Here is a 23947-nt window from a genome sequence, read left to right as displayed (position 1 = left end):
GGAATGACGATGACGACATCGAAGACCTTCACGATCCATGCCATGTGTTCGACCGTAGTAACCTGCATGCGCGTTTCCAAACGCTGGCAAGGGTCCTGTCGCTCAAAACGAATGTGATCTAATCCGTCACATCCTCGTCTCACAAAACCGATAGACCCCGCGCTGCCAGCCCCCGGATCGCCTTCAAGCCGAAGGGATTCGTTTTGGACGGACGCGCAAGTGGAGATTCCACCATGCAGGAACATAATCTGAACAGGGCCGAAAAGCTCAGGCCCATAGTGATTGAAGTTGCCGGAGAACCACAGGGCGTGGTTGTGCCGGATGCCGAAGGCTACAGGTTCGTGGCGGTCAAGCTGCCGGCCTTCGCCATGGACGGCAAGCGCTTCCCTTCCGTCGAGACCGCTCATTTGGCGATCAGTCGCGCCGTCTCAAACGGCGAGGCCGCATGACTAAGCCGGTGGCATGGACCACCGGTTTTTTCATTTCTGATCGAAGGCTCTGCCCTCAATCATCATTGGTCGCGTTCAGCTCCGAAGGTCGCCGTCCTTCCGCCATTGGCGGGTCCGGATCGAGCGTAGCTTCCACCGCCGTGGCCAGCGCATCGACATCTACCCGTGAAGCGCCCGACGCAGCCTGTCGTTCAAGTTCGGAAGCCAGGGCCGTGATGATCGCCTGATGACGCAGTTCTGCGCTGTCCTTAGCCGTTTCCATCGATCGAAATCCCCTGTTCATCAACACGCACCTCGATGCCCGGTTGGGCCGGCCGCTGATAGATTTAGATGCCGGGAGCGACCATTGCGATGACCAGAAAGGCGATCACGCCGTAAAGGCCCTTGCGCGGCAATGATATCTCCCGACGCTTGAACTGAAATGGTTCAACGCGCACGACCTTGATGGGTTCAATCCTCGGCGATGCGGCGCAGCGCCATGACGAAGGCGGTGACGCCGATGCCGACCGAACTTGAATTGTCGATGACCACGGGATGGACATCTGCGGGCAATGCCGCTCCTTCACGGGCTAGGCGGGAAACGATCTGGTCGCGGCTTTCGCGCCCTCGCCTGGACAGGCGTGCAGCCCGCAGGGATATCTCCGCAGAAATCTGAATGACCCGGCAAAGTGGATACTTGGCAATTGCCTCTGGCACGGCATGGCGTGAGATATTGGCAATTACCACGCGCCCCAGCGCCAGATCGGTATCGACGCCAATGGGCAGGGCATAGTCCAGCCCATGGGCCTGCCAGGTCAGGGCAAACCGGCCGGCTTTTCGGGCCCGAGCGAAATCTTCGCGCTCAAGGCTGATATGGTCCTCAAGATCAATATCGGCGGGTCTGGTGACCAGCCGTCGCACGAAGCTGAAACGCTTGTCGCCGTCGAGCGCCTGACGGGCCCCGCCGATCAGCGTATCCTTGCCGACCCCGGAGGGACCAACAACCAACACCAGCACTCCAGGGGGACGTTCGCTCAACTCACACGCAGCCCTTCGCGCCAGACGCCGCGCACAACGGGCAGAGGCGCTTGCGCTGCAACCCTCACCAGATCGGCCCGCTTGCCTGTCACGATTTCTCCCCGATCATCGAGCCCGGCTGCCCGCGCCGGATTGGCCGTTACAGTCGCCAGGGCGTCCGGCAGGGCAAGGCCTTCAATGCGCTGCGGCAGCAGGAAAACGGCCTGCAGCAGGGCAAAGGGTACATAGTCCGAGCTCAGAATGTCCAGCAGACCCGCTTCCACCAGATCGGTCGCCGAAATATTGCCCGAATGGGATTTGCCGCGCACCACATTGGGCGCGCCCATGAGGATCGACAGCCCCGCTTCATGTGCCGCAGACGCCGCCTCGAGCGTGGTGGGGAATTCAGCGATGGCCACCCCGTCAGCCTCGGCCTCCTCGACATGGGCCAGGGTGGCATCGTCATGGCTGGCCAGGGCGATGCCCATGGCGTGGGCCCGCGACACAATGGCCTGCCGGTTAGGGGCGGAAAAGCGCTTGTGCTCGGCCAGGCGCGCATTGAGATAGGACTGCAATTCCTCGGGACTGCGCCCCATCTGCTTGGCATAGAAGCGCTTATAGGCATCGAGCGAACGGAACTGGCGCTGTCCCGGCGTGTGGTCCATGACTGAGGCCAGCCGCGTGGTGGGATGGTTTGCCAGCGCGTCGAAGTGATCGACTACATCGTGGCTCGGCAATTCGCAACGCAGATGAATGAAATGCTCGGCGCGTAGCCAGCCGCCGGTGCCACCGGCCCTGACCGCATCGACCAGATGCCTGGCATGGGACAGCATGTCGGGCAGGTCATTGTCAGACCCGATCCGCACCGCATCAAACACAGTGGTAATGCCTGAGCCGGCGATCTGCGCATCATGGGCATGGAGCGCGGCAAGCGGATCCCAGAACACGCCCGGGCGCGGCCTATAATGGTTCTCCAGATGGTCAGTGTGTAGTTCCACAAGTCCCGGAATGAGATAGTCGCCGTCGAAATCGTCGCCCACCCGGCTGGACCCGGCCTCGATCTCGGCGATCTTGCCATCGCGCATCACGATGCTGCCCCGGATCACTTCATCCGGCAGGACAATCTGCGCATTGGAAAACACCGTCTCGGGCACCGGTTCTAGCCTCCCAGGGCAAATTCTGCGACGCGGTTGAAGGGCAGTTTGTTCTCCTTCTCGTGGAACAGGGTCAGCCGATCAAGCGTAAGCGGGTCGTTGAGAACCGGCCCGAACCAGGTTTGTGCGGCCTGCAGCACCTCATCGTGCTCGGCTTCCGAAAGACGGTCGGTCAGCGTCATGTGGAAACGGAACTGGTCAAAAACATAGGGGTACCCGTAAGCGTCGAGCAGTTCTTCCTGGCGTGGCGTCAGGCCACGGGCCGCCCGCTCAGCGCGATCACGTGGCTTGAGCGGCGCCCGGAAAGGGTCGAAACGCTCAACCACGGTGGCAGCGAAATCCTGCAATCGGGCATTATGCGCCTCTTCTGGCATCAGGGCCAGAAACCCGTCGAGCGAGTCGATCCGAAGCTTGCCCAGCGGTACGGTTGCCCACTCCGCCGCCGCTTCCTTCATGGCGGCGCGCAGGCTTTCTTCACTCTGACCTGGAGCCAGCGCCATGGGCGGCTTGAGCGTGGCGTGAAAGCCGTAGCGGCCGGCTGACTGGGTGAGGTTGAGCAGGCGGGTCCGCGCCATTCCGGCCACCGCGCCATCATAAGAAACCCCGGTGGCAGGGTCGCGGCCCAGCCAGACCGCAGCGCGCTCCCAGAGAAGGTCGGTGACCGCGGGGGCGTAGTAAATTGCGAATCTCTGCGACATGGGACCTCCTGAACGCGGAGCTAATGGACCTATATGGCGGGCGTTTGACAAGTCACGGGACTGGACAAATAGATTTCGGGTGGCGACAAGGTGCACCCCGGCAACCTGAAGACAGCATTCCCATGGACCGCCCCCTGCTCGAACGCCTGTTCCGCCAAGCCGTTGCACAGGCTCAGCCCGCCCTGGCCGTCGCACGCCATTTGCCTGAACCTGCCAACGGCCGCACCGTGGTGGTCGGAGCCGGCAAGGCATCTGCGCAGATGGCCAAGGCTTTCGAGGAGGCCTGGCCCGGTAACATCTCGGGTCTGGTGGTCACGCGCTACGGCTATGCAGAGGTGTGCGAACGCATCGAGATTGTCGAAGCGGCTCACCCCGTCCCCGACAACGCCGGGCAAGTGGCGGCCCAGAGATTGCTCGAACTGGTTTCGGGGCTGACCGAAGATGATCTGGTGGTGGCGCTGATCTCGGGGGGCGGCTCGTCCCTGCTGCCCGCCCCCGCACCGGGCCTGGACCTTGAAGATGAACAGGCGATCAATCGGGCGCTGCTGGCGTCGGGAGCACCGATCGGGGTGATGAACCTGATCCGCAACCAGTTCTCCCTCATCAAGGGCGGGCGCCTCGCCGCAGCCGCGGCGCCGGCGCGGGTGGTAACGCTGGTGGTGTCCGATGTGCCGGGCGACGATCCGGCTTTGGTCGCCTCCGGCCCCACTTTGCCGCTGCGTGGCGGGCGGGCAGAGGCGCGCCGACTGGCTGCACTCCATCGTCTCGAACTGCCCGAGGCGGCGCAACGCCTGCTGGAGGGTGAAGATAATCTGCCGCCAGAACCGAGCGACCCGGGTTTTGCCCGCAATAGCGTGGTCACCATTGCCTCGGCGGCCCTGTCGCTGGAGGCCGCCGCAGACATGGCGCGTGAGGCCGGCATAGAAGCGGCCATCCTGTCCGATTCCATCGAGGGCGAAGCGCGCGACGTCGCGCAGGTGCATGCGGCGCTGGCCAGGGAAATTACCGAGCGCAATCGCCCCTTCAGCAAGCCGGTGGTCTTGCTGTCGGGCGGAGAGACGACCGTGACGCTGCGCGGCAAGGGGCGCGGCGGACGCAATGGCGAATTTCTGCTTGCGCTGGCCATTGCGCTGGACGGGGTTGATGGGGTTTCGGCCCTGGCCGGCGATACCGATGGCATTGACGGTTCGGAAGACAATGCCGGCGCCTTTGTCGATGGCACGACTGCGCGACGCATGCGCGAGGCCGGCATCGACCCGCAGGCAGCGCTGGCCAACAATGATGCCTATACCGCTTTCGAGGCCATTGGCGATCTGTTCGTCACCGGCCCCACCGGCACCAATGTGAACGACTTCCGCGCCATAATCATTCGCTAAATTGGTCTTCTGACCGTCGCCTTGTCGTACCATGCTGGCCTCGAAGAGAAACCGCGGCCGGATGAATGGGACCATGAAGAAACCGGGCGCTTTGCCCGCATTCAGGATCCCGAAGGCAATCCCATTGAGCTGTGGGAACCATCTCCACCGGCATCTACCGCATAAAAATCATACTTTTATCGATTGAGGCCTTGGCAGAAGCTGGCAAGACCTGCTCTATAGCCGCGTTTTTGCTGCAGGGGAGTTCTGGCATGGCCAAGCGCAAGATCGCCATCATCGGCGTGGGCAAGATCGCGGTGGACCAGCACATACCGGTGATCGAGGCCTCCGAGGATTTTGAGCTGGCTGCGACCGTCTCCTCGCGCGGCGTGACCCATGGCGATCTGCCGGTGTTCCGCACGGCTGCCGAACTCTATTCGACCATGCCCGAAATTGGTCTGGTATCGATCTGCACGCCGCCTGGCGTTCGCCACGCGCTGGTGCGCGAAGCGCTGGCTGCGGGTAAGGACGTGATGATGGAAAAGCCGCCCACGACCACAATTTCGGAGCTGGACGACATCGTCGCTTATGCCGCACGACTTGATCGCGTGCTGTTCCAGACCTGGCATAGCCAGTACAACGCCGCTGTTGATCGCGCCAAGGCCATCCTTGCTGATCAGGGCGTCAGCAAGGTGCGCATCGACTGGCGCGAAAGTGTGCGTAAATGGCATCCCGGCCAGGATTGGGTATGGGAGCCCGGCGGCTTCGGGGTATGCGACCCTGGTATCAATGCCTATTCGATCTTCACCAAGATCATGCCCTTTCCGGTCTTTGTCGAAAGTGCGCAACTGATCTTCCCGGCCAATCGGCAGACGCCTGTCGATGTGGAGGTCAGGTTCAAGTCCGGTCAGCCCCATCACCCCGAGATGTCTTCAGGGTTCAACTGGCTCGAAGAGAGCGGAGAAATCTGGACCATTCAGGTAGCGACCGGCACGGGTGACGATCTCAAGCTCGAACGCGGCGGTCGCACCTTGCGCATCAATGGCGAGGTGGTGCTCGACCATGGTGACGAAGAATATGCCGGCATATATGACCGCTTCGCCGATCTGCTCGACGCCCGCGCATCCGATGTCGACGCAGCCCCGCTTAAGCTGATGAGCGACGTCTTCTTCCTCGGTGCCCGCGAAAATGGGCCAGCCTTTGAGTGGTAGACGCTAGTCCTGCGGCTCGGTTATTTGAGCCGGGCTGGCGTGCTGCTGGGTCTTCCGGTCGGTGTGCCAGCGAATGCGAATGCCCTTGGCAATCAGGCGCAACGCTTCAAAGTGAATGCTCGCCGTGACCTTGAGGGTCATCAGCGGGTGGGTCACGAAGAGGCGCATGAGCATGGCATTCGTCATCTCGTGCCGGTCCCCTGTGAACGCGGCATAGAGCAAGGGCTGATCGTCCTGGGTTTCATTGATCGCGATGCGCACCTTGTCACCCGGCGGGGTCAGGCGAAATTCGTAGCGGCAGTCCATGTCGATAAAGGGCGAAACGTAGAACGCCTTGTCAGCTGCCTGCTCGGCACCGACCGGCAGCACATAGCTATGGCGCTCGCGGAAAGTGTTGTGCACTTCGTAGATCGTCGCCAGGGGCTGCCCAGCTGCGTCATCACAGAACCAGACGGTGAGCGGATTGAACACATAGCCCAGAATGCGTGGATAGCAGAGCAGGCGTATGCGGCCGGCCCGGCCCAGCCCCTCGCTGGCCAGTTGTCGGTTGACCCAGTCGCGCAGGGGCAGGCCGTCACCGTGGTCGGCGTCGCGGAACGAGAACAGCGCCCCACGGTTGTGGCCGAACCACTTCAGATCGTTCAGCACGGGTAGCTCGTCGAGATCGATGAGCAGCGAAAACACCCGATAGCGCAGATGATGCTTTTTCGGGCGGTGCCGCTGATGCACCACATGGCCGACATATATGGCCGAATTCAGCTTCATGCCACCAGCGCCGCCTCGGCGGGCGCAAGCGTGATCCGGCCGGAAGGATCGGCCACTGTCCAGGGACGCGGCAGCGATCCCATGGCCTCGGCGGCGGCGAGGCCGGATTGCAATCCATCCTCGTGAAAGCCGCGGCCGAAATGGGCGCCAGCATAAAAGGTGCGGTTCTGCCCCTGGATCTGCCAGAGATTGTCTTGGGCATGGATGGCAGCGCTGTCGAACAGGGGATGAGTATATTCGAAGCGCGCAATCTCCTGCTGCGGATCGGCCGGCGGGTTAAGCGTGACGAATAGATCTCGCCCGTCCAGGCTCTGCAGCCGGTTCATCCAGTAGCTGACACAGAGCAGGTTCTCGTCCGAAAGATGATCGGTCGAAATATAGTTCCAGCAACTCCATACCTTGCGACGGCGCGGCATATAGGTCGTATCGGCATGCAGCACGGCGGTATTTATGGTGTAGGAGAACGCCCCGAGCAGTTCGCGTTCCGCCTCGCTGGGCGCATCGAGCATGGACAGCGCCTGATCGGCATGGGTGGCGATCAGGATGGCGTCGAAATGATCAACCTGACCGGTGCGGGCGGTGATAGTGACGCCGGCGGCGTCTCGGACCACTTTGGCGACCGGAGTGGAGAGCCGAAGCTGCCCGGCAAAGTCGTTCAGCAGCGCCCCCACATAGGCACGGCTGCCCCCCGCGACGGTGCGCCAATTGGGACGCTCCCAGAGTTGCAGCAGGCCGTGGCTTTCGAAGAAGCGAACAAAGGCAAACAGGGGATAGGCGCGAATATCCTCGGCCTTGGACGACCAGATCGCTGCCGCCATGGGCAGCAGATGGCCTTCGACGAATGAGCGCGAATAGCGCTGCGCCCGCAGATATTCATCCAGGGTCAGGCCACGCATGTCGGGCTGGAGTAACGCCTTGGGCGCTTCGCGGTAAAACCGCAGCAGATCGCGAAACAGGCTCCAGAACCGGGGGCGGAAGGCGTTGCGGCGCTGTGCCAGCATGCCAGAAAGCCCCTCCCCGCAATACTCAAACGTGCCGCGATCGAGCGAGGCGGCAAAGGACATTTCAGTCGGGATGCTGCCGACCCCCAGGTGGGCCAGCATGGCCTGGAAGTTGGGGTAGTTCCTGTCGTTGTAGACGATAAACCCCGTATCGACCGGACCAGTGCCGGGCACATCGATGGTGTTGGCGTGACCGCCAGCCCGATCATCGGCTTCGTAAAGGACCACATCATGGCTTTTGGAGAGCAACCAGGCCGCCGAAAGACCAGAAACGCCGCTGCCGACAACTGCGAGACGCTGGCGCGTGGAGGGCGAGCCGGAAAAACCTGTGGCGGCGTGAAACATGCTTTGAAGTCCTGATTGTTTGATACAGATACGTCTTTGCGGCAAGGATGGATCAACCGCCGGAACAATATTTTTCGGCATAGGCCCGGTAAGATTTTTTGCATCCGCCCATGATCCGCTGGGCGCGGGCCGGCGTATCTGGGGCATGTCACTTGCGATTTACCCACTTGCCGGACCATGCGAGGATGCTGCCAGAGCACAGCGCCGCCGCCTTGCCGGGCCTGCGCCGGAACAGGGCCAAATTCGCATGACGCATCGGACAGACGCCGCCGCACCGCCAACGGAGACCGGCGCCCAGATCGTGGCAATAGCTGCCAGCGCCGACATGGCGGCCTTCGAGGCGCTGTTCATGGAATTCAGTCCCCGCATCCGCGCCTACCTGCTCAAACTGACACGCAACAATCAGGCCGCCGAGGATCTGATGCAGGAGACCATGCTGGCGATCTGGCGCAAGGCCGGGCAATTCGATCCGGATCGCGGCAAGGCGTCGGCGTGGATCTTCACCATCGCCCGCAACATCTGGATCGATGCGTGGCGCAAGCAGAAACGACCTGCCTTTGACCCGGACGATCCGGCGTTGGTTCCCGCTGCGGAACCCGAGGCAGGGGACATGCTCGAACTCAAGCAGAGCGGCGCGGCACTGCATGCTGCGCTCAAGACATTGCCCGAGGAGCAGGTGGAATTGATCCGCCTGTCCTTCTTTGAAGAAGACTCGCACAGCACCATCGCGGCCCGCACTGGGCTGCCGATTGGAACTGTAAAATCCCGTATCAGACTGGCCTTCGGACGCCTTCGAACGGCGCTGGAGGAGATAAAATGAACATTCGACACCATCTCAACGACGATCTCCTGCTCGACTACGCCGCTGGCAGACTTTCCGAAGGCTGGTCGCTGGCCGTCGCTTGCCATCTGGCGATGTGCCCGCAATGCCGAGAGCAACTCGCGCTGGCCGAAGCGACCGCCGGGGTCATGCTCGAAGAACTGGCCCCGATTGAAGGACCTGATGACAGCTGGGAGCAGCTCAAAGCGCGTCTGATGACTGCTCCGCAGGGTGATGCAGCCCCCATTCGTCGTCCGGCTTCGGCAACTCTGCCCGAGCCGCTGCGCAGCTATCTTGGTGGTGACATGGACACCATCAAATGGCGCAATCTGGGCAATGCCAAGCAAATCCTGATCAAGACGGGCGATCCGACCACGCAAGCCCGGCTGCTGTGCATTGCCGCCGGTAAGCCGGTGCCCGAGCATACCCACGGCGGGCGGGAGTTGACCGTGGTGCTCAAGGGCAGCTTCCACGACGAGGTCGACCGCTTCGGCCCCGGCGATATCGAGGATGCCGATGGCTCGCTGATCCATCAACCTGTGGCGGATGCGGACGAAGACTGCATTTGCCTGGCCATCACCGATGCACCGCTGAAATTCTCCAGCCGCCTGGTGCGCCTGGTGCAGCCCATTCTGGGTATTTGAGGAGACAGGGATGTTCGGCTTTTCACTGCTGACACTGCTGGCTGCCTATGGCGGCACGGCGCTGGTGTTTTTCGGGATCGATTTCCTCTGGCTGACGGTGCTCGGCATCGGCTTTTACCGGGCTGCGATCGGCGATCTCCTGCTTGAGCAGCCCAATCTGCTGCCCGCGGCACTGTTTTATCTGTTCTATGTCGCAGGTCTTGTCGGCTTCGCCATTCTGCCTGCGCTCAATGCGGGAAGCTGGCTCTGGGCGCTGCTCGCAGGGGTGGCATTGGGCCTGTTGGCCTATGGCACCTATGACATGACGAACCTGTCCACCCTCAAGGGATGGAGCCTGCAGATCAGCGTGATCGACATGGCCTGGGGTGGGTTCCTGTCGGGCGTTTCGGCCCTGGCAGGATATTGGCTGGCCAAGCTCACCACCTAGCCCCGGATCCGCGAGGTGATGGCGAAGGCCAGGGAATGCGGCAGGACGCCGAGGAGCTTGAGCGGCCAGATTAGGCGACGGGGGAAGGCAATCTCGAAGCTCTTGCCATCGAGCCCCTTGAGGATGCGATCCGCCGCCTGGTCAGGCTCCATCAGGCCGGGCATGGCAAAATCATTCTTGTCGGTGAGTGGTGTGCGCACGAAACCGGGCGTGACCAGGCGCACATCGACCTGCGGCCAGAGCTCGCTACGCAGCGACTGGGCGAGGCTGACAATGCCGGCCTTGGTGGCCGAATAGACTTGGCCATTGGGCAGGCCGAATATGGCCGAGGCCGAACCGAACAACACCAATTGCCCGCCGGGGCGAAGGTGCGCGGCGCCGATCTGGGCGACGTTGAAGGTGCCGGTCAGATTGACCTCGAACACTTTCGCCGCCTGGTCCGGATCGGCCTTGCTGACCGGGCCGGGATCATAGATGGCGGCGGTGGTGATGATGCGATCAAACGGCCCGTGCTGGATGGCGGCCTCAACCAGGCTGTCGCGGTCGATGGCGTCGGCCGTCACGGCGTGATGGCCGGGGCCGATCCGTGCCAGCGCGGCATGGAGCGCGTCCCGATTGCGGCCCGAGATGACCACCAGCGCGCCGCGCGCCGCATAGGCCTTGGCCATGGCCTCGCCAATGCCGCTCGACCCGCCAATGATCCAGATTTTTTCGTTGCTCGCCACTGCTTCGGGCTCCTTGTTGTCGCTCTTAAGGAGATACGTCAGGCCGGTCAGCATGGATGCAATGGGGCGGCAAGAAAAGCCGGGACGTGCTGGAGTGGCCATACGAACCAGGTTCGGATGGCTTTGCCAGCGGGCGATTTCAATGAACTCACCCATAAGCTCCTCCCTCAAATGCAGGGAAGGTAGGTGGAATGACAGGCGTGCCCGGTTGAAGCCGGAAATGGCCGGCGCCTCATCCCACCAGCTTGTGGCGCCCCTCTAGCAGGAAATTCTCCAGGGCGCCGCGGCTCATCGGCCGGGCCAGTGCATAGCCTTGCAGCACTTCGCAGCCCAGGCCACGCAGGATCTCGGCGTGTTCCATGGTCTCAACGCCCTCGGCGACGATTTCGATATCCATGGATTTGCCGATATCAACGATCGAGGCCACGAGCTGGCGCTGAGCCGGTTCATCCAGGATCGGGTTGATCAATTGCCGGTCGATCTTGAGGCGGCGCGGATGCAGTTTCTGCAGGGAAACGATTGAGGCATAGCCGGTGCCGAAATCGTCAATCTCGACATCAATGCCCAGTTCCTTGATCTGATCGATATTCCAGGCGACCACCCCGTCGCTTTCGTCGAGATAGATCGACTCGACCAGTTCAAAGGCCACGCGCCCGGGCTGCAGCGGGAGGGCGCGCAGGCTTTCCACCAGCCCCTCGTCATGCAGGCGCCGCAGCGAAACATTGACCGAGACGCGCGGCACATTGAACCCCTTCGCGTCCCAGCGGGCCAGATCGGCCAGCGCCTTTTCCAGGATCAGCTTGTCGATCTGCGCGACGACATTGAGCTCTTCGGCCACATCCATGAAGTGGTCGGGCGTCTTGATTGTACCGTCGCCATGGTTCCAGCGGGCCAGGGCTTCCACGCCGATCAGCTCCAGGGTCTGGGCGTCGAACTGCGGCTGATAGAAGGCGAAGAAGGCGTCGTTTTCTAGGCCATTGAGGATTTCATCGGCCACGCGCTTGGTGTGAACCACCTCGGCCTGCAGTGCCTCGGTAAAGAACTCGTGGCGGTTCCGGCCCAAAGCCTTGGCGCGATAGAGCGCAATGTCCGCATTGACCAGTAATTGATCGACCTTGATGTCGGTTGAACGAGATACCGCAACCCCGATGCTGACCCCGAAACGCACCTCATGTCCGTCATATCGTGTCGGACGGCGCATTTCGCGTACAATGCGGTCGGCCATCAGATGCAGATGCTCATTGCTCGACCCGGCGCTCGAAACAATCACAAACTCATCCCCGCCAATGCGGGCGACAAAATCGGTCTCGCGGCAATTGCTCCGCAATACCTTGCTGGCATGGATCAGCATGGCGTCACCAGCCGCATGACCAAGCGTGTCGTTGATCTGCTTGAAGCGATCCAAATCGATGTGCAACAGGGCGATCGACCCGCAGCCGTGGAAACCATCGGCCGCATGCTGCTTGAGCATTTCGTCGAGATAGCGCCGGTTCGGCAGGCCGGTCAGGCTGTCATGCAGCGCATTGTGCTCGATGCGGATGCGCGCCGCTTCCAGATCGTTGCTGCGGATCTCGGCCTGCTGCTTGGCCCGCCGGAGATCGTCATTGAGCCTGACATCCTCGGTGACGTCCCAATTGACGCCGATAACCTTGTCCGGCTGGCCCGGCTCGCGGTGCAGCGCCCCCGCCGAGCGTACATAGCGTAGCGTGCCGTCGGGCAGCACCACACGGTAATCGGTCTCATAATAGCCCGAGGCGATCTGCGCGCGGAAGGAGGCTTCGGCGCGCTCGCGATCGTCCGGGTGCACTGCCTGTTTCCAGTGATCATGATTGCGCGGGGTGCCGTCGGCAGGCAGGCCATAGATTTCGTTGTTGCGCTCGTCCCAGGTTTCGCTGTTGGTGGACAAGTCCAACTCCCAGACACCGACCTTGGAGGCAGCAAGGGCCAGATTGAGCCGTCGGGTCAGACGCGCCAACTCACTCTCGCGCACACCCATCTCGCGAATATGGTCATGGCGCTCGCGGATCATGCGTCCGGTCACCACGATCGGGAAGAGGATCAGGGCCCCTGCGGCAAGAATCAGGCCGCGTAGCGACCAGGTGGACACTGGATTGGCGCCCCAGCCCTGTTTGGGGACGGCCGCGATCTGCCAGCTTCCCGAGGGCAAGACGACAGTGGCGGTGACCGGGTCGGCATCGCTCAAATCCGGCCCGAAAAAGCGCTCGCCGGTGCCGCCGGTCCCATCGTGGCCGGTGATTGATATATCGAGGCCAAGATCGGGGTCGAGCAGTCCGCTATCGGCATAGAGCCTTTGCACATCCACCACAGCGGAGACCAAACCCCAGAAACGGCGATTGTCGTCTGAACCGGTGAAGACCGGGAAGCGTCCGACAAAACCCTGGCCGCCCTGCACCAGATCGACGGGCCCGGCAATGTTGAGTTTGGCTGTCTCCAGAACCTTTCTTACGGCGGGCCATTGCGCTGGCACATGCCGGTAATTGAGCCCGAGCACAGCCTCATTGCCGGCCAGCGGATAGGTCATGGAGACGATCAGGTTCGGCGCTGCCGCGACGGAGCGCAACTGGCTCCCTTCCTCAAAGATATTGTCCACCAGGGCTGCATAGCGCCCCTGATCCATGTCAGGCTCGGTTGATATGACCGCTACCAGCCCCTTGACGAGTTGGATATTGCCCGCCACGTGCCCTTCGAGCTTGGCCCGGATCACCGAAATCTGGTTGAGCGCATCGGAGCGCAAATCGCTTTCGGCAATCTGCTGGTTTTGCCGGTCGACCAGAACGGCCGCCACCAGCATGGCAGCGAGCGCGAGCAGGACCGGAATGGCCATGGTGCGACGCCAATCACCGCGATGCTCCGCTTGTCGTTCCTCGTTCATTCCCGCCTAAGTCCCTGCGACACCTTCTGTGTCTCGAGCAGACCTTAGACGGGGGATGCTTGACGAGGTGCTTACCGCGCCGCCGAGTTACCGGAATGGTAAATCAAGTGCTAACGCCTCTGGCTCAGGGCACGACGGTCTTGATGATTGAGGCGTCCAGCGCCTCATAATCGTGCAGGCCGATCACGTCATAGAGCTCCTGACGGGTCTGCATGTCTTCGAGCATCGCCTTGGTGCCACCGTCGCGCTTGATGGTGGCATAGAGCTTTTCCTGCGCCTTGTTGGCCACGCGCAGCGAGGAGACCGGCCAGATCACCATGGAATAACCCAGAGCTTCAAACTCGGATGCCGTCTGGTAAGGCGTCCGGCCGAACTCGGTCATATTGGCGAGAAGCTTGACCCCCGGCATCGCCTTGGCAAAGTCGCGGAACATGTCGACGCTGGTCAAGGCTTCGGGGAAGATCGCATCGGCCCCGGCCTCGATATAAAGCTTGGCGCGGGCCACGGCGCCATCAATCCCTTCGCTCGCCGCTGCATCCGTGCGGGCAATGATGACCAGGTCGCGGCGGGCCTTGGCGGCGGCGGCAACCTTGGCAGCCATATCATGGGCATCGGCCAGCTTCTTGTCATTGAGATGCCCGCATTTTTTGGGCAGCAACTGGTCTTCAAGATGCACGGCGCCTGCGCCGGCTTCCTCGAACGTGCGCACCATGTGCATCACGTTGAGCGCTTCGCCATAACCGGTATCGCCGTCGACGAGCAGGGGAAGCCCGGAGGCGCGGGCGATCTGGCGGATGAAGAAGGCGACCTCATCGACCGTGATGACACCCAGATCCGGCAGGCCCATCGAAGCGGTCATGGCCGCGCCGGAAAGGTACAACCCCTCAAAGCCGGCATTCCTGGCCTGAATGGCAGAATGACCATTGTGCGCGCCGGGCAATTGCAGGATTTGCGGCCGCTCAAGCAGGTCGCGAAAACGGCTGCCAGCACTGCTGGTGGGCAGGTCGGCGGAAACGAGATAGGGCATGGGCTTTAAGCCTCCTTGCGATCCTTCAATGGCACGAAGGCGAGGTCTTCGGGCCCGGTATAATTGGCTGATGGGCGGATGATCTTGCCATCCTGGCGCTGCTCGATCACATGCGCCGACCAGCCCGAGGTGCGGGCTATGACAAAGAGCGGGGTGAACATGGCGGTGGGCACGCCCATCAGATTGTAGGAGACGGCACTGAACCAATCCAGGTTCGGGAACATCTTCTTGGCGTCCATCATGACGCTTTCGATCCGCTCGGCAATTGCGTATTGGCGTCCCGCCCCTGCCTTGTCGGCAAGGCTCTTGGCGACGCGCTTGATCACCTCATTGCGCGGATCGGACACGGTATAGACCGGGTGACCGAAGCCGATGATGACTTCCTTGTTCGCCACCCGCTCGCGGATATCGGCTTCCGCCTCGTCGGGTGAGGCGTAGCGCTCCTGAATCTGGAACGCGACCTCATTGGCGCCGCCATGCTTGGGGCCGCGCAGGGCGCCGATGGCCCCGGCGATCGAGGAATACATGTCCGAACCGGTGCCGGCGATGACACGGGCGGCAAAGGTCGAGGCGTTGAACTCATGCTCGGCATAGAGAATGAGCGAGGTGTGCATCGCCCGTACCCAGTCCTCATCGGGCGTCCGGCCATGCAGCAGGGTGAGGAAATGACCGCCAATGCTGCCATCGTCGGTTTCGACCTCAATGCGCCGCCCATTGTGAGCAAAATGATACCAGTAGAGCAGCATTGACCCCAGGCTGGCCATCAGCCTGTCGGCAATTGCGCGCGCGTCGGGGGCATTGTGGTCGTGGCTCTCGGGCAGGGTGCAGCCCAGCACCGACGCGCCGGTGCGCATCACATCCATCGGATGGGCGGCGGCGGGCAGCGCCTCGAGTGCGGCGCGGACCGCCTGGGGCAGGCCGCGCATGGCTTTCAGCCGCGCCTTGTAGGCGGTCAGTTGTGCCTGCGTCGGCAGGGTGCCATGCACCAGCAGATGAGCCACCTCCTCGAACTCGCTGGTTTCAGCGAGATCGAGAATGTCATAACCGCGATAGTGCAGGTCATTGCCGGTGCGCCCCACGGTGCACAGCGCCGTATTACCCGCCGTTACACCAGATAGAGCAACGGATTTCTTGGGCTTGAAGCCTGGTGTTTCAGTCATCTCTGCCTCCTTTAGAAAATCCCTGCGGGCGCCTCGGGACCGAGCTGGTCCGGCGAAACCACGAAATTGAGCGCCTTAACCTCGGCAGCGCTCAGCGTCGGCAGGCGTTCGACCAGCTCAAGGAATCGATCCTGCTCTTGCCTTGAGACAATGCCTTCGGCGAGGGTGCGGAACTTCTCGATATAGTTGGCGCGCTTGAACGGTCGGGCACCATTGGGGTGTGCGTCAGCCACGCCCAACTCGTCGGAAATCACCGAGCCGTCTTCCATGGTGACGATCACCTGGCCGCCATAGGCCATGTCCTTGCCCTTGGCGTGGTAGCGCTGGGTCCAGATCGGGTCTTCTTCGGTGGTGATCTTGTGCCAGAGCGCAACGGTTTCCGGGCGCTGGGCGCGCTCGGGGGCGTAGCTCTTTTCATGGTGCCAGCCACCGTCTTCGAGCGCCACCGCGAAGATATACATGATCGAGTGGTCGAGCGTTTCGCGGCTGGCCTTGGGATCCATCTTCTGCGGATCATTGGCACCAGTGCCGATCACATAATGGGTGTGGTGGCTGGTCTTGATCAGGATCGACTTGATCTTGGTCAGATCGCCGATTTTCGGGCCCATGCGGCGGGCCAGGTCGATCAGCGCCTGGCTCTGATATTCGGCCGAATATTCCTTGGTATAGGTGTCGAGAATCGCCCGCTTGGGCTCACCCTGTTCCGGCAGCGGCACCTGGTAGAGCGCCTTGGGACCCGAAAGCAGGTAAGCAATGAACCCGTCTTCGCCCTCATAAGCTGGGGAGGGGGCGCCTTCCCCGCGCATGGCGCGATCGACCGCCTCAATGGCCATCTTGCCGGCGAAAGCCGGGGCATAGGCCTTCCAGGTGGAAATCTCGCCCTTGCGCGACTGGCGTGTGGTGGTCGTGGTGTGCAGTGCCTGCTGGATGGCCTGATAGGTAATTTCGGTGGAGAGGCCCAGCAGGGCACCGATGCCCCCGGCGGCGGAGGGGCCGAGATGGGCGATATGATCGATCTTGTGTTCATGCAGGCAGATGCCCTTGACCAGATCGACCTGGATTTCATAGCCGGCGGCAAGCCCCCGCACCAGCGCCGCGCCATCCAGCCCCTTGGTCTGGGCAATGGCCAGGATCGGCGGAATATTGTCGCCCGGATGGCTGTAGTCGGCGGCGAGGAACGTGTCGTGGAAATCCAGTTCACGCACCGCCACGCCATTGGCCCAGGCCGCCCATTCAGGTGAAACCAGCGTGTCATCGCCCAGGCCGAAGATTGGGGCACCACGATCTGACTTATGACCCAGCGCTTGCGCGCGGGCTGAGCGGATCGGGCCGCGCGCAATGGAAGCCGCAGCGACAGCGGCATTGTCGATGATGCGGTTGCCAATCATCTCTACGACATCATCCTCGACCGGCACCGCATCGGTGGCGACGGCGGCCAGCTTCCAGGCGAGCTGATCTTCGCGCGGCAGGGGCTCAGCGGATTTATAGGTGCGCACGTCGTGGATTTTCATGGCTGCTCTCCGTTCGGCAATTTTGCGCCGGACCTTATAGGCAGAATGGGTCAGCCCCAAGACAGGAAAAGGCAAGCCTGCTACAATCACACAAAGCGGGATTTGCAATATTGTGGAGTTGTAAAGTTTGGCCCCCAAAAAGGTCTTTGCCGGCGCCCGTTTGCGGGCCCTGCGCGCCCAGCATAGCCTGACCCAGGCCGAACTGGCCACGCGGCTCGACATCTCGGCGTCCTATGTCAACCAGCTCGAGTCCAACCAGCGGCCGCTCACCGCCTCGGTGATGGTGGCTCTGGCCCAAAGCTTCAACCTCGATCTCTCCAGCCTCACCTCAGACGCTTCCGATCGTCTGGTGGTGGATCTGCGCGAAGCTTTGGCCGATCCGGTGTTTGGCGACGCCGTACCCAATCTGCAGGAACTCAAGACTGTCGCCACCAGCGCGCCAGATGTAGCCCGCGCCGTGCTTGCACTCTATGGCGCCTATCGCAAGACCACTGAGACGCTGGCTGGCATGGACGCGGCTCTGGCGCGCGATCCCCAATCCAATGTTCAGACCGCCTATGAGGAGGTGCGCGACTTCTTCCATTATGCCGATAACTATATCGACCCGCTCGATCGCGCCGCAGAAAATCTGGCCGACGCATTGGGCGAGATTGGTCCTGATCGGTTGCGCCGGTTGATCCAGCACTGCGCGGAAAGGCACAATATGCGCGTCGTGTTGGCGGCGCCGACGCATGGCGACCGCATGACCGAGTTCGATCGCAATAGCCGCGAGCTCTGGATCAATGCCCATCTCGAACCGTCCAGCCAGTTCTTCCAGATCGCTGCGGTGCTGTGCGGGTTGGAGCAGGCGGCCCTGCTCGAAAGCCTGTTGGATGCAGCGGCCTTCCAGGCTCCCGAGGCCCGGCCCATTGCCCGTATGGGGCTGGCCAATTATTTCGCCGGGGCTTTGCAGATGCCCTATCGTGCTTTTCTCGACGCGGCAGCCCAATACCGCTTTGATATCGAGGAACTGGCGCGTGTTTTCGGGGCGAGCCTGGAACAGGTGGCCCATCGCCTCTCGACCATGCAACGGCCGCGCGAGCGTGGCGTGCCGTTCTTCTTTGCCCGCGTCGATGCGGCCGGCACCATCACCAAGCGCCATTCGGCCACCGCCCTGCAATTCGCCCGCTTCGGCGGCGCCTGCCCGTTGTGGAACGTGCATCAGGCCTTCGAGGCGCATGGCCAGATCATTCGGCAATTGGCTGAAACCCCGGACGGCAAGCAATATCTCTGTCTGGCCTGGAGCCACGAAAAACGGTTGGGCGGCTATCGCGGGGTGACGCGGCGTTATGCCTACGCGCTGGGTTGCGAAATCACCCATGCCGGGAAACTGATCTATGCCGACGATCTGGACCTGACCAAGGCCCCTTTCGATCCCATCGGCATCTCCTGCCGCATCTGCGAACGCCGCAACTGCCCGCAACGCTCGGTGCCACCCCTGGCCGCGGGGATCTCGGTGCCGCCGGATAGGCGGAGCGTAGTGCCCTACGAGATCGGGTGAGGACTGTTTGAGCAAGGCCACCCCACCCTCATCCCCTCCCTCCCCTTGAGGGGGGGGAGCGCAGCCGGTAGCCAGGCGCCTGGCTTTCTCGGCATAGCGGACGGCCCGGCGATCACCGCCTATGGTTCGATCCCATAGGCGGCTCGCATCAATGCAATTTCGTCCAGTGCCGCATGAAACAGGCTCCAGTCATCTCTTTCAGCGATGGGTGCCCAGATCGCCTCGACCTCCTCGATCAGCATGGTGCGTGGCGTGCGGCGGGCAAAGTAGGGGTGCTCCAGATTGACGTCATCGGCTGGGCCATAGGCCTCCATCAGATCGGCGACCGGGCGGAAGGCCGCGCTGGCATAGTGATCGGCAGAAGGGCTTTGCGCCGCCCGCATGGTGCTGAGGGCTCCGCCGCGCCAATCAAAGAAGAACTGCTCATAGGGCGCCTTGCTCTCGGAGAGGAAACCGAACAACGCGGTGACAAAAGCGCCGTCCTGCTCCACCTCGCGCGGTTGCAGGCCCAGCCGCCGCAGGATCTGGCGGGGCAATTCTTCCCGGAAGATCGGCCAGACCGTATTGAGCGCCGGTTCGAGTTTTTCGATTGAGGAGAGCGGCAGCAGGCATTCGGCCAGCCGGGTCAGGTTCCAGGCCAGCGTATCGGGCTGGCGACCGAATGCGTAAAGCCCGGTCTCGTCGAAATAGGCGGCAGTGAAGTCCGGATCATATTCCGGCAGGAAGCGCCAGGGGCCGTAATCAAAACTTTCGCCGGTGATGTTGATATTGTCAGTGTTGAGCACACCATGCACGAACCCGGCGGCGATCCATTGTGCGCCGAGCCGGGCCACCTGGGCCACCACCGCCTCGAGCAACGCAACCGCCCTGTCCGGGGCGCCAGCCAGGTCAGGATAGTAATGGGCGATGCAGTGATCGACCAGTCGGATCAGGTTTGCATTATCTTCGAGATAAGCCAGGCGCTGGAAGGTGCCGATGCGGATATGGCTATGACTGAGGCGGGTCAGCACCGCAGAGCGGGTGGGCGAGGGCTCGTCGCCGCGCCAGAGCTGTTCGCCGGTCTCGACCAGGGAGAAACTCTTGGAGGTATAGACACCCAGCGCCTCGAGCATTTCGCTGGCCAGCACTTCGCGCACCCCGCCCTTGAGCGTCAGCCGTCCATCGCCGCCGCGCGACCAGGGGGTCTTGCCCGTGCCCTTGGTGCCCAGATCGAGCAGGCGGCGGTCCACCGAATCGATGCATTGAGCAAACAGAAATCCGCGGCCGTCCCCCAGCTCGGGATTGTAGGAGCGGAATTGATGGCCGTGATAGCGCAGGGCCAGCGGCTCGGGAAACGAGCCGGGCAACGGATCGAAGCGGCCGAAATGGCTGAGCCAAGCACCTTCGTCCAGATCGCCAAGGCCGATGCGGTCGGCCCAGCGCTGGTCGCGATGGCGCAACACGGTTTGCGGAAAATCGGCCGGCGCGACGGCATCGAAAAAATCGTCGCCCAGTGCCTGGTGCGCTATGGATGGGATGAATCGGGTCATGTCCGGGCAACGCTATCAGAGCGTGTTTGTTTCGTCGTCAGTGCAACCCGGACCTGCGCCAGCCCGTCTGGCGATTTAGCGCAAATCGGCCTATAGACACGCAAATGAACTCTGCATCTCTCGCTACCCCCGCCGTCATCCGCCTGGCGCCCTTCGAAGCCGCCATTTTCGATATGGATGGCACTCTGCTCGACACCGAAGCGGTGTTCCGTGACATCGTCTTTGATGTCTGCACCGAGCTGGGGTTTGAAATGACCCATGACGTGCACAGCGCCATGGTGGGGTCGAGCCATGAACGCACCAATCAGCTATTGATCGAAGCCTATGGGGTGGCGTTCCCCTATGCCATGTTTGACGAGAAGTGCCGCGTCATCATGCGCGAGCGCAGCCATGCCGGCGTGCCGGTAAAATCGGGTGCGCGCGAATTCATCACCGAACTGCGTGCACGCGGCATTCCCACGGCGGTCGCAACCTCCTCGCGCAATCCACATGCCGAACATCACTTGGGCGCTGCGGGTCTGCTCGACCTGTTCGAGACCGTGGTGACGCGCGACGATGTGGTCAATCCCAAGCCGCACCCTGAGCCCTATCTGATTGCCGCCGAACGGCTCGGCGTCGATCCAACCCGTTGCCTGGCGCTCGAGGACAGCCATTCGGGGGTGCATGCCGCCCATGCCGCGGGCATGCAGACGGTGATGGTGCCCGATCTGGTCGGCCCCAATGAGGCCATCCATGCCCTGGGCATTTCCATCATGGAAAGCCTTGTGCATGTGCATCTGGCCGCCTTCGAGCGCGACTGAGCGGCAACACTGCTGAACAAAAATTAACCATTCGCGTAAATCGATAAAGCTTTATCCAATCGGGTAAGGCCGCGTTCAGCACGGCAAAAACTGCGAAAAAACAGGGGTTTCCCTTGGGTCCCGAGGGCGTTAACTCTGCCTTAAGTCGCTAATGGCTATGGTTAACCAGCCGTAAATTTCGACTTCCATCCCGTGGCCAGCTTGTCTAGTGTGCCGCCCGGGAAGTGCAGGGACCTTTGATGGTCCCGGATTCTAGAAGGCCTGCCGGAAGACCGGACAGGCCCAGGGGTAAGGACCGGGCATGCAGTTTGGCTGGCAACAGAAAATAGCGCGTGCCGTTTCGCCCATGTTGGCGATTGGTGCTGCTGCACTGGTTCTGTTCGTCACCCTATCGCCTGCCCATGCCGAGACCGATATTTTCCCCCAGGTCATGCCTGAAGAGATCAGCGCCCTGCGTGAACAGGCCGCGCTGGGCGCAACGGCCACGCCACTGGCGCCGGGCCAGCAGAAGCTGACGCCGGCCCTCCTCTCCAATTACATCGAACGCCAGCAGCAATTGCGTTCGGTCGATGTGACACTGGGCGGACCGCAGCCCGCCCTCACCGACGACCTGCTGATGGGTTATATCAGTCGTGGCTCGCTGGGTGGCGGGAACACCGCGCTCTCGGCCATTGCCAGCTTTACCGAGCCGATGCAGCGCTCGGCCCCCTCGGTGTCCGCCGATCTGCTCTCCGACTACATCCAGAACGGCTATCAGCCGACCGCCAAGCGCGTCGAATATGCCAATAAGGAGCGCGAGTGCCTGGCTCAGGCCATCTATCACGAAGCCCGTGGCGAGACTGCAACCGGCCAGAGAGCTGTGGCCAATGTCATCGTCAATCGCGCCCGCTCCTCCAAATTTCCAGGCTCGCTCTGCGGCGTCATTTATCAGAATGCTGACAAGGGCCGCTATCGCTGCCAGTTCACCTTTGCCTGTGATGGCCGCGACGACACGCCGGGCGAACGCCGCGCCTGGGCGCGCTCGATGGACTTGGCCAACAAGATCTATGCCGAGTTCGCCCTGGGCGAGGAGATCGGCGTCGTGCCCGGCTCGACGCTCTACTATCACACCACTGCGGTACATCCCTCCTGGGCCAACACCTTCGCCCGCGTTGCGGTGGTCGACAGCCACATTTTTTACGCCCCCTGATCGGATCGCATCGGGACGGGTATGAAAAAGGGCGCCAGCGGCGCCCTTCTTGTTTGGAATCTCCTATTCGGCGGCCATTTGCAGCCTCGGCCCGGCATCCGCATTGGCCTCAGGGCCGAACTTTTCGAAATTCTTCCGGAACAGCGCGACCAGCTTGGCGGCCTGGGCGTCATAGGCATCGCCATCGGCCCAGCATTGGCGCGGATCAAGCAGGTGCTCTTCCACCCCCGGCACGCTCATGGGCACTTCGAAGCCGAACAGCGGGTCGAACCGCATCTCGACATGATCGAGTTCCCCGTCCAGTGCCGCGCTCAGCAGGCGGCGGGTGGAGGCAATGTCGATGCGCTTGCCCACCCCATAGGCGCCGCCAATCCAGCCGGTATTGAGCAACCAGGCTTGCGCGCCGCTCTTGCGAAGCCGTTCGGCCAGCATCTCACCATAAACGGTGGGGTGCAGCGGCATGAAGGGGGCGCCGAAACAGGCCGAAAAGGTCGCCTGCGGTTCGGTGACGCCGCGCTCGGTGCCCGCGACCTTGGCAGTATAGCCCGAAAGAAAGTGATAAACCGCCTGATCGGGCGAGAGCCGTGCCAATGGCGGCAGGACACCGAAGGCATCGGCGGTAAGGAACACCACGGTTTTTGGCGTGCCGCCCACGCTGCCCCGGGCGACCGAGGGCAATACATCGATGGGATAGGCTGCGCGGGTGTTTTCGGTCAGCGAGACGTCTTCGAACACAGGCGCGTTGGCATCGTCGAGCACCACATTCTCCAGCACGGTGCCGAAGCGGCGCGTGGCCGCAAAGATCTCCGGCTCGGCCTTGGCCGAGAGATTGACCGTCTTGGCATAGCACCCGCCTTCGAGGTTGAAGACGCCATTGTCGCTCCAGCCATGCTCGTCATCGCCGATCAGCGGACGTTTCGGGTCGTTGGACAGGGTGGTCTTGCCGGTGCCCGATAGGCCGAAGAACAACGCCGCTTCTCCTTCGGGCCCCAGATTGGCCGAGCAATGCATGGGCAAGACGCCCTGTTCGGGAGCATGGAAATTGAACAGCGAGAACACGCTTTTCTTGATCTCGCCGGCATAGCGGGTCCCCGCGATCAGCACGATGTTGCGGCTCATGTCGAGCGCGATCACCGTTTCGCTGCGGCACCCATGGCGGGCCGGGTCGGCCCGAAACAGGGGCGCGTGGATGATGGTCACAGGGACCGCGTCGTCCGCCCGGGCAATCTCCTCGTCCCGCCGGATCAGCAGATTGCGGATGAACAGCGCATGCCATGCGCTGGGCGTTAGAACGGTCACATCATATTGGTGCGCGGGGTCGGCCCCCGCCAACAGATCCTGGCGCCACAGGGCCTGCCCGGCCAGATGCGCGGTAATATCGCCCAGCAGTTTATCGAACTGCTCGGGGGTGATGGCGCCCGAATTGTCCCACCAGACGCGATCCTGGGTCAGGCGGTCGCGCACTATGAACTTGTCCTTGGGCGAGCGGCCGGTAAAAGCGCCGGTCTCCACGACCAGCGCGCCGTCTCTGGTCAGACGCGCACCGCCTTGCCCAATGGCCGCGGCAACCAGCGCCGGGGCTATGGCGTTGTCACTGAGTGCACTTGCCGTTGCGGCCAAGCTGGTCCGCAGGTGGGGGTGATCGAAGCCGGGCATATTGTCTTACTCTCCACGCGGCCGCCCGATGCGTCTGGCGGCGTCTGGAGTT

General features: G+C 62.3%; 22 protein-coding genes and 1 pseudogene. 10 read left to right on the top strand and 13 right to left on the bottom strand.

Annotated elements, in window-relative coordinates:
• The first annotated feature begins 233 nt into the window (after window positions 1-233).
• A complete protein-coding gene (locus GGR20_RS13240) occupies window positions 234-449 on the top strand; it encodes a hypothetical protein (RefSeq protein WP_183311832.1) in 216 nt (71 codons plus the stop codon).
• A 55-nt stretch (window positions 450-504) separates the two neighbouring features.
• Here the strand turns inward: GGR20_RS13240 and GGR20_RS13235 are convergent, their stop codons facing one another.
• The 4 genes from GGR20_RS13235 to GGR20_RS13220 form a co-directional block, all read right to left on the bottom strand.
• Window positions 505-711, bottom strand: a complete 207-nt coding sequence (locus tag GGR20_RS13235) for a hypothetical protein (RefSeq protein WP_183311831.1) — start codon at window positions 709-711, stop codon at window positions 505-507.
• Window positions 712-899: 188 nt separating this feature from the next.
• Window positions 900-1466, bottom strand: coding sequence for a phosphonate metabolism protein/1,5-bisphosphokinase (PRPP-forming) PhnN (gene phnN / locus GGR20_RS13230; protein WP_183311830.1), 567 nt, complete (start codon window positions 1464-1466; stop codon window positions 900-902).
• Complete coding sequence (locus GGR20_RS13225; RefSeq protein ID WP_183311829.1) at window positions 1463-2599, bottom strand: alpha-D-ribose 1-methylphosphonate 5-triphosphate diphosphatase; 1137 nt, start codon at window positions 2597-2599, stop codon at window positions 1463-1465. Before GGR20_RS13225 ends, phnN begins: the two co-directional genes overlap by 4 nt.
• A gap of 5 nt (window positions 2600-2604) precedes the next feature.
• Window positions 2605-3297 (bottom strand): DUF1045 domain-containing protein, encoded by a 693-nt coding sequence (locus GGR20_RS13220; protein ID WP_183311828.1) that lies wholly within the window; start codon window positions 3295-3297, stop codon window positions 2605-2607.
• A 122-nt stretch (window positions 3298-3419) separates the two neighbouring features.
• Here GGR20_RS13220 and GGR20_RS13215 point away from each other — a divergent pair, with 122 nt between their 5' ends.
• The 3 genes and pseudogenes from GGR20_RS13215 to GGR20_RS13210 all read left to right on the top strand — a co-directional run bounded on the left by GGR20_RS13215 (window position 3420) and on the right by GGR20_RS13210 (window position 5863).
• Window positions 3420-4673 carry a glycerate kinase type-2 family protein gene (locus tag GGR20_RS13215; RefSeq protein WP_183311827.1) on the top strand — a complete coding sequence of 418 codons (1254 nt, stop codon included), beginning with the start codon at window positions 3420-3422 and terminating at the stop codon, window positions 4671-4673.
• 60 nt (window positions 4674-4733) lie between these two features.
• Window positions 4734-4838, top strand: a pseudogene (locus tag GGR20_RS18740) (VOC family protein); the annotation flags it as partial.
• Between the two features lie 86 nt (window positions 4839-4924).
• Window positions 4925-5863 carry a Gfo/Idh/MocA family protein gene (locus GGR20_RS13210; RefSeq protein WP_183311826.1) on the top strand — a complete coding sequence of 313 codons (939 nt, stop codon included), beginning with the start codon at window positions 4925-4927 and terminating at the stop codon, window positions 5861-5863.
• Between the two features lie 3 nt (window positions 5864-5866).
• On the opposite strand, the gene GGR20_RS13205 is transcribed toward GGR20_RS13210, so the two are convergent.
• The gene (locus GGR20_RS13205) at window positions 5867-6628 is read right to left on the bottom strand and encodes a DUF1365 domain-containing protein (RefSeq protein WP_183311825.1); all 762 of its coding nucleotides are present in this window, start codon (window positions 6626-6628) and stop codon (window positions 5867-5869) included.
• Window positions 6625-7974, bottom strand: coding sequence for an NAD(P)/FAD-dependent oxidoreductase (locus tag GGR20_RS13200; RefSeq protein ID WP_183311824.1), 1350 nt, complete (start codon window positions 7972-7974; stop codon window positions 6625-6627). Before GGR20_RS13200 ends, GGR20_RS13205 begins: the two co-directional genes overlap by 4 nt.
• Before the next feature lie 325 nt (window positions 7975-8299).
• On the opposite strand from GGR20_RS13200, the gene GGR20_RS13195 reads away from it, so the two are divergent.
• The 3 genes from GGR20_RS13195 to GGR20_RS13185 are packed head-to-tail and all read left to right on the top strand — an operon-like array spanning window position 8300 to window position 9865.
• Window positions 8300-8794 (top strand): sigma-70 family RNA polymerase sigma factor, encoded by a 495-nt coding sequence (locus tag GGR20_RS13195; protein WP_183311823.1) that lies wholly within the window; start codon window positions 8300-8302, stop codon window positions 8792-8794.
• Window positions 8791-9438, top strand: a complete 648-nt coding sequence (locus GGR20_RS13190; protein ID WP_183311822.1) for a ChrR family anti-sigma-E factor — start codon at window positions 8791-8793, stop codon at window positions 9436-9438. The genes GGR20_RS13195 and GGR20_RS13190 overlap by 4 nt, the downstream gene beginning before the upstream one ends.
• A 10-nt stretch (window positions 9439-9448) precedes the next feature.
• Window positions 9449-9865, top strand: coding sequence for a DUF2177 family protein (locus GGR20_RS13185; RefSeq protein ID WP_183311821.1), 417 nt, complete (start codon window positions 9449-9451; stop codon window positions 9863-9865).
• On the opposite strand, the gene GGR20_RS13180 is transcribed toward GGR20_RS13185, so the two are convergent.
• From GGR20_RS13180 to GGR20_RS13160, 5 genes are all read right to left on the bottom strand, one after another.
• Window positions 9862-10746 (bottom strand): SDR family NAD(P)-dependent oxidoreductase, encoded by an 885-nt coding sequence (locus GGR20_RS13180; RefSeq protein ID WP_210283175.1) that lies wholly within the window; start codon window positions 10744-10746, stop codon window positions 9862-9864. The genes GGR20_RS13185 and GGR20_RS13180 overlap by 4 nt on opposite strands.
• Before the next feature lie 76 nt (window positions 10747-10822).
• A complete protein-coding gene (locus tag GGR20_RS13175) occupies window positions 10823-13483 on the bottom strand; it encodes a bifunctional diguanylate cyclase/phosphodiesterase (RefSeq protein WP_246349595.1) in 2661 nt (886 codons plus the stop codon).
• A 124-nt stretch (window positions 13484-13607) separates the two neighbouring features.
• Window positions 13608-14510: a methylisocitrate lyase gene (gene prpB, locus GGR20_RS13170; protein ID WP_183311820.1), complete on the bottom strand. Its 903-nt coding sequence runs from the start codon at window positions 14508-14510 to the stop codon at window positions 13608-13610.
• Window positions 14511-14515: 5 nt separating this feature from the next.
• On the bottom strand, window positions 14516-15670 hold the full coding sequence (prpC, locus tag GGR20_RS13165) for a bifunctional 2-methylcitrate synthase/citrate synthase (RefSeq protein WP_183311819.1): 1155 nt from the start codon (window positions 15668-15670) through the stop codon (window positions 14516-14518).
• Window positions 15671-15681: 11 nt separating this feature from the next.
• Entirely contained in the window at window positions 15682-17181 is a 1500-nt protein-coding gene (locus GGR20_RS13160) for an MmgE/PrpD family protein (protein ID WP_183311818.1), read from the bottom strand.
• 127 nt (window positions 17182-17308) lie between these two features.
• Between GGR20_RS13160 and GGR20_RS13155 the strand changes: the two genes are divergently transcribed.
• The gene (locus tag GGR20_RS13155; protein ID WP_183311817.1) at window positions 17309-18721 is read left to right on the top strand and encodes a helix-turn-helix domain-containing protein; all 1413 of its coding nucleotides are present in this window, start codon (window positions 17309-17311) and stop codon (window positions 18719-18721) included.
• A gap of 119 nt (window positions 18722-18840) precedes the next feature.
• Here GGR20_RS13155 and GGR20_RS13150 read toward each other — a convergent pair whose 3' ends face one another.
• Window positions 18841-20250, bottom strand: coding sequence for a protein adenylyltransferase SelO (locus GGR20_RS13150; RefSeq protein ID WP_183311816.1), 1410 nt, complete (start codon window positions 20248-20250; stop codon window positions 18841-18843).
• Window positions 20251-20354: 104 nt separating this feature from the next.
• Between GGR20_RS13150 and GGR20_RS13145 the strand changes: the two genes are divergently transcribed.
• Entirely contained in the window at window positions 20355-21050 is a 696-nt protein-coding gene (locus GGR20_RS13145; protein ID WP_183311815.1) for an HAD family hydrolase, read from the top strand.
• Between the two features lie 301 nt (window positions 21051-21351).
• The gene (locus tag GGR20_RS13140) at window positions 21352-22239 is read left to right on the top strand and encodes a cell wall hydrolase (RefSeq protein WP_183311814.1); all 888 of its coding nucleotides are present in this window, start codon (window positions 21352-21354) and stop codon (window positions 22237-22239) included.
• A 63-nt stretch (window positions 22240-22302) separates the two neighbouring features.
• On the opposite strand, the gene pckA is transcribed toward GGR20_RS13140, so the two are convergent.
• The gene (gene pckA / locus GGR20_RS13135) at window positions 22303-23895 is read right to left on the bottom strand and encodes a phosphoenolpyruvate carboxykinase (ATP) (RefSeq protein WP_183311813.1); all 1593 of its coding nucleotides are present in this window, start codon (window positions 23893-23895) and stop codon (window positions 22303-22305) included.
• Window positions 23896-23947 lie beyond the last annotated feature (52 nt).

Source organism: Devosia subaequoris (assembly GCF_014197055.1).
GTDB classification, from domain to species: domain Bacteria; phylum Pseudomonadota; class Alphaproteobacteria; order Rhizobiales; family Devosiaceae; genus Devosia; species Devosia subaequoris.
The sequence above is the reverse complement of the archived record's forward strand: the minus strand, read 5'-3'. Positions and strand labels throughout refer to the sequence as shown.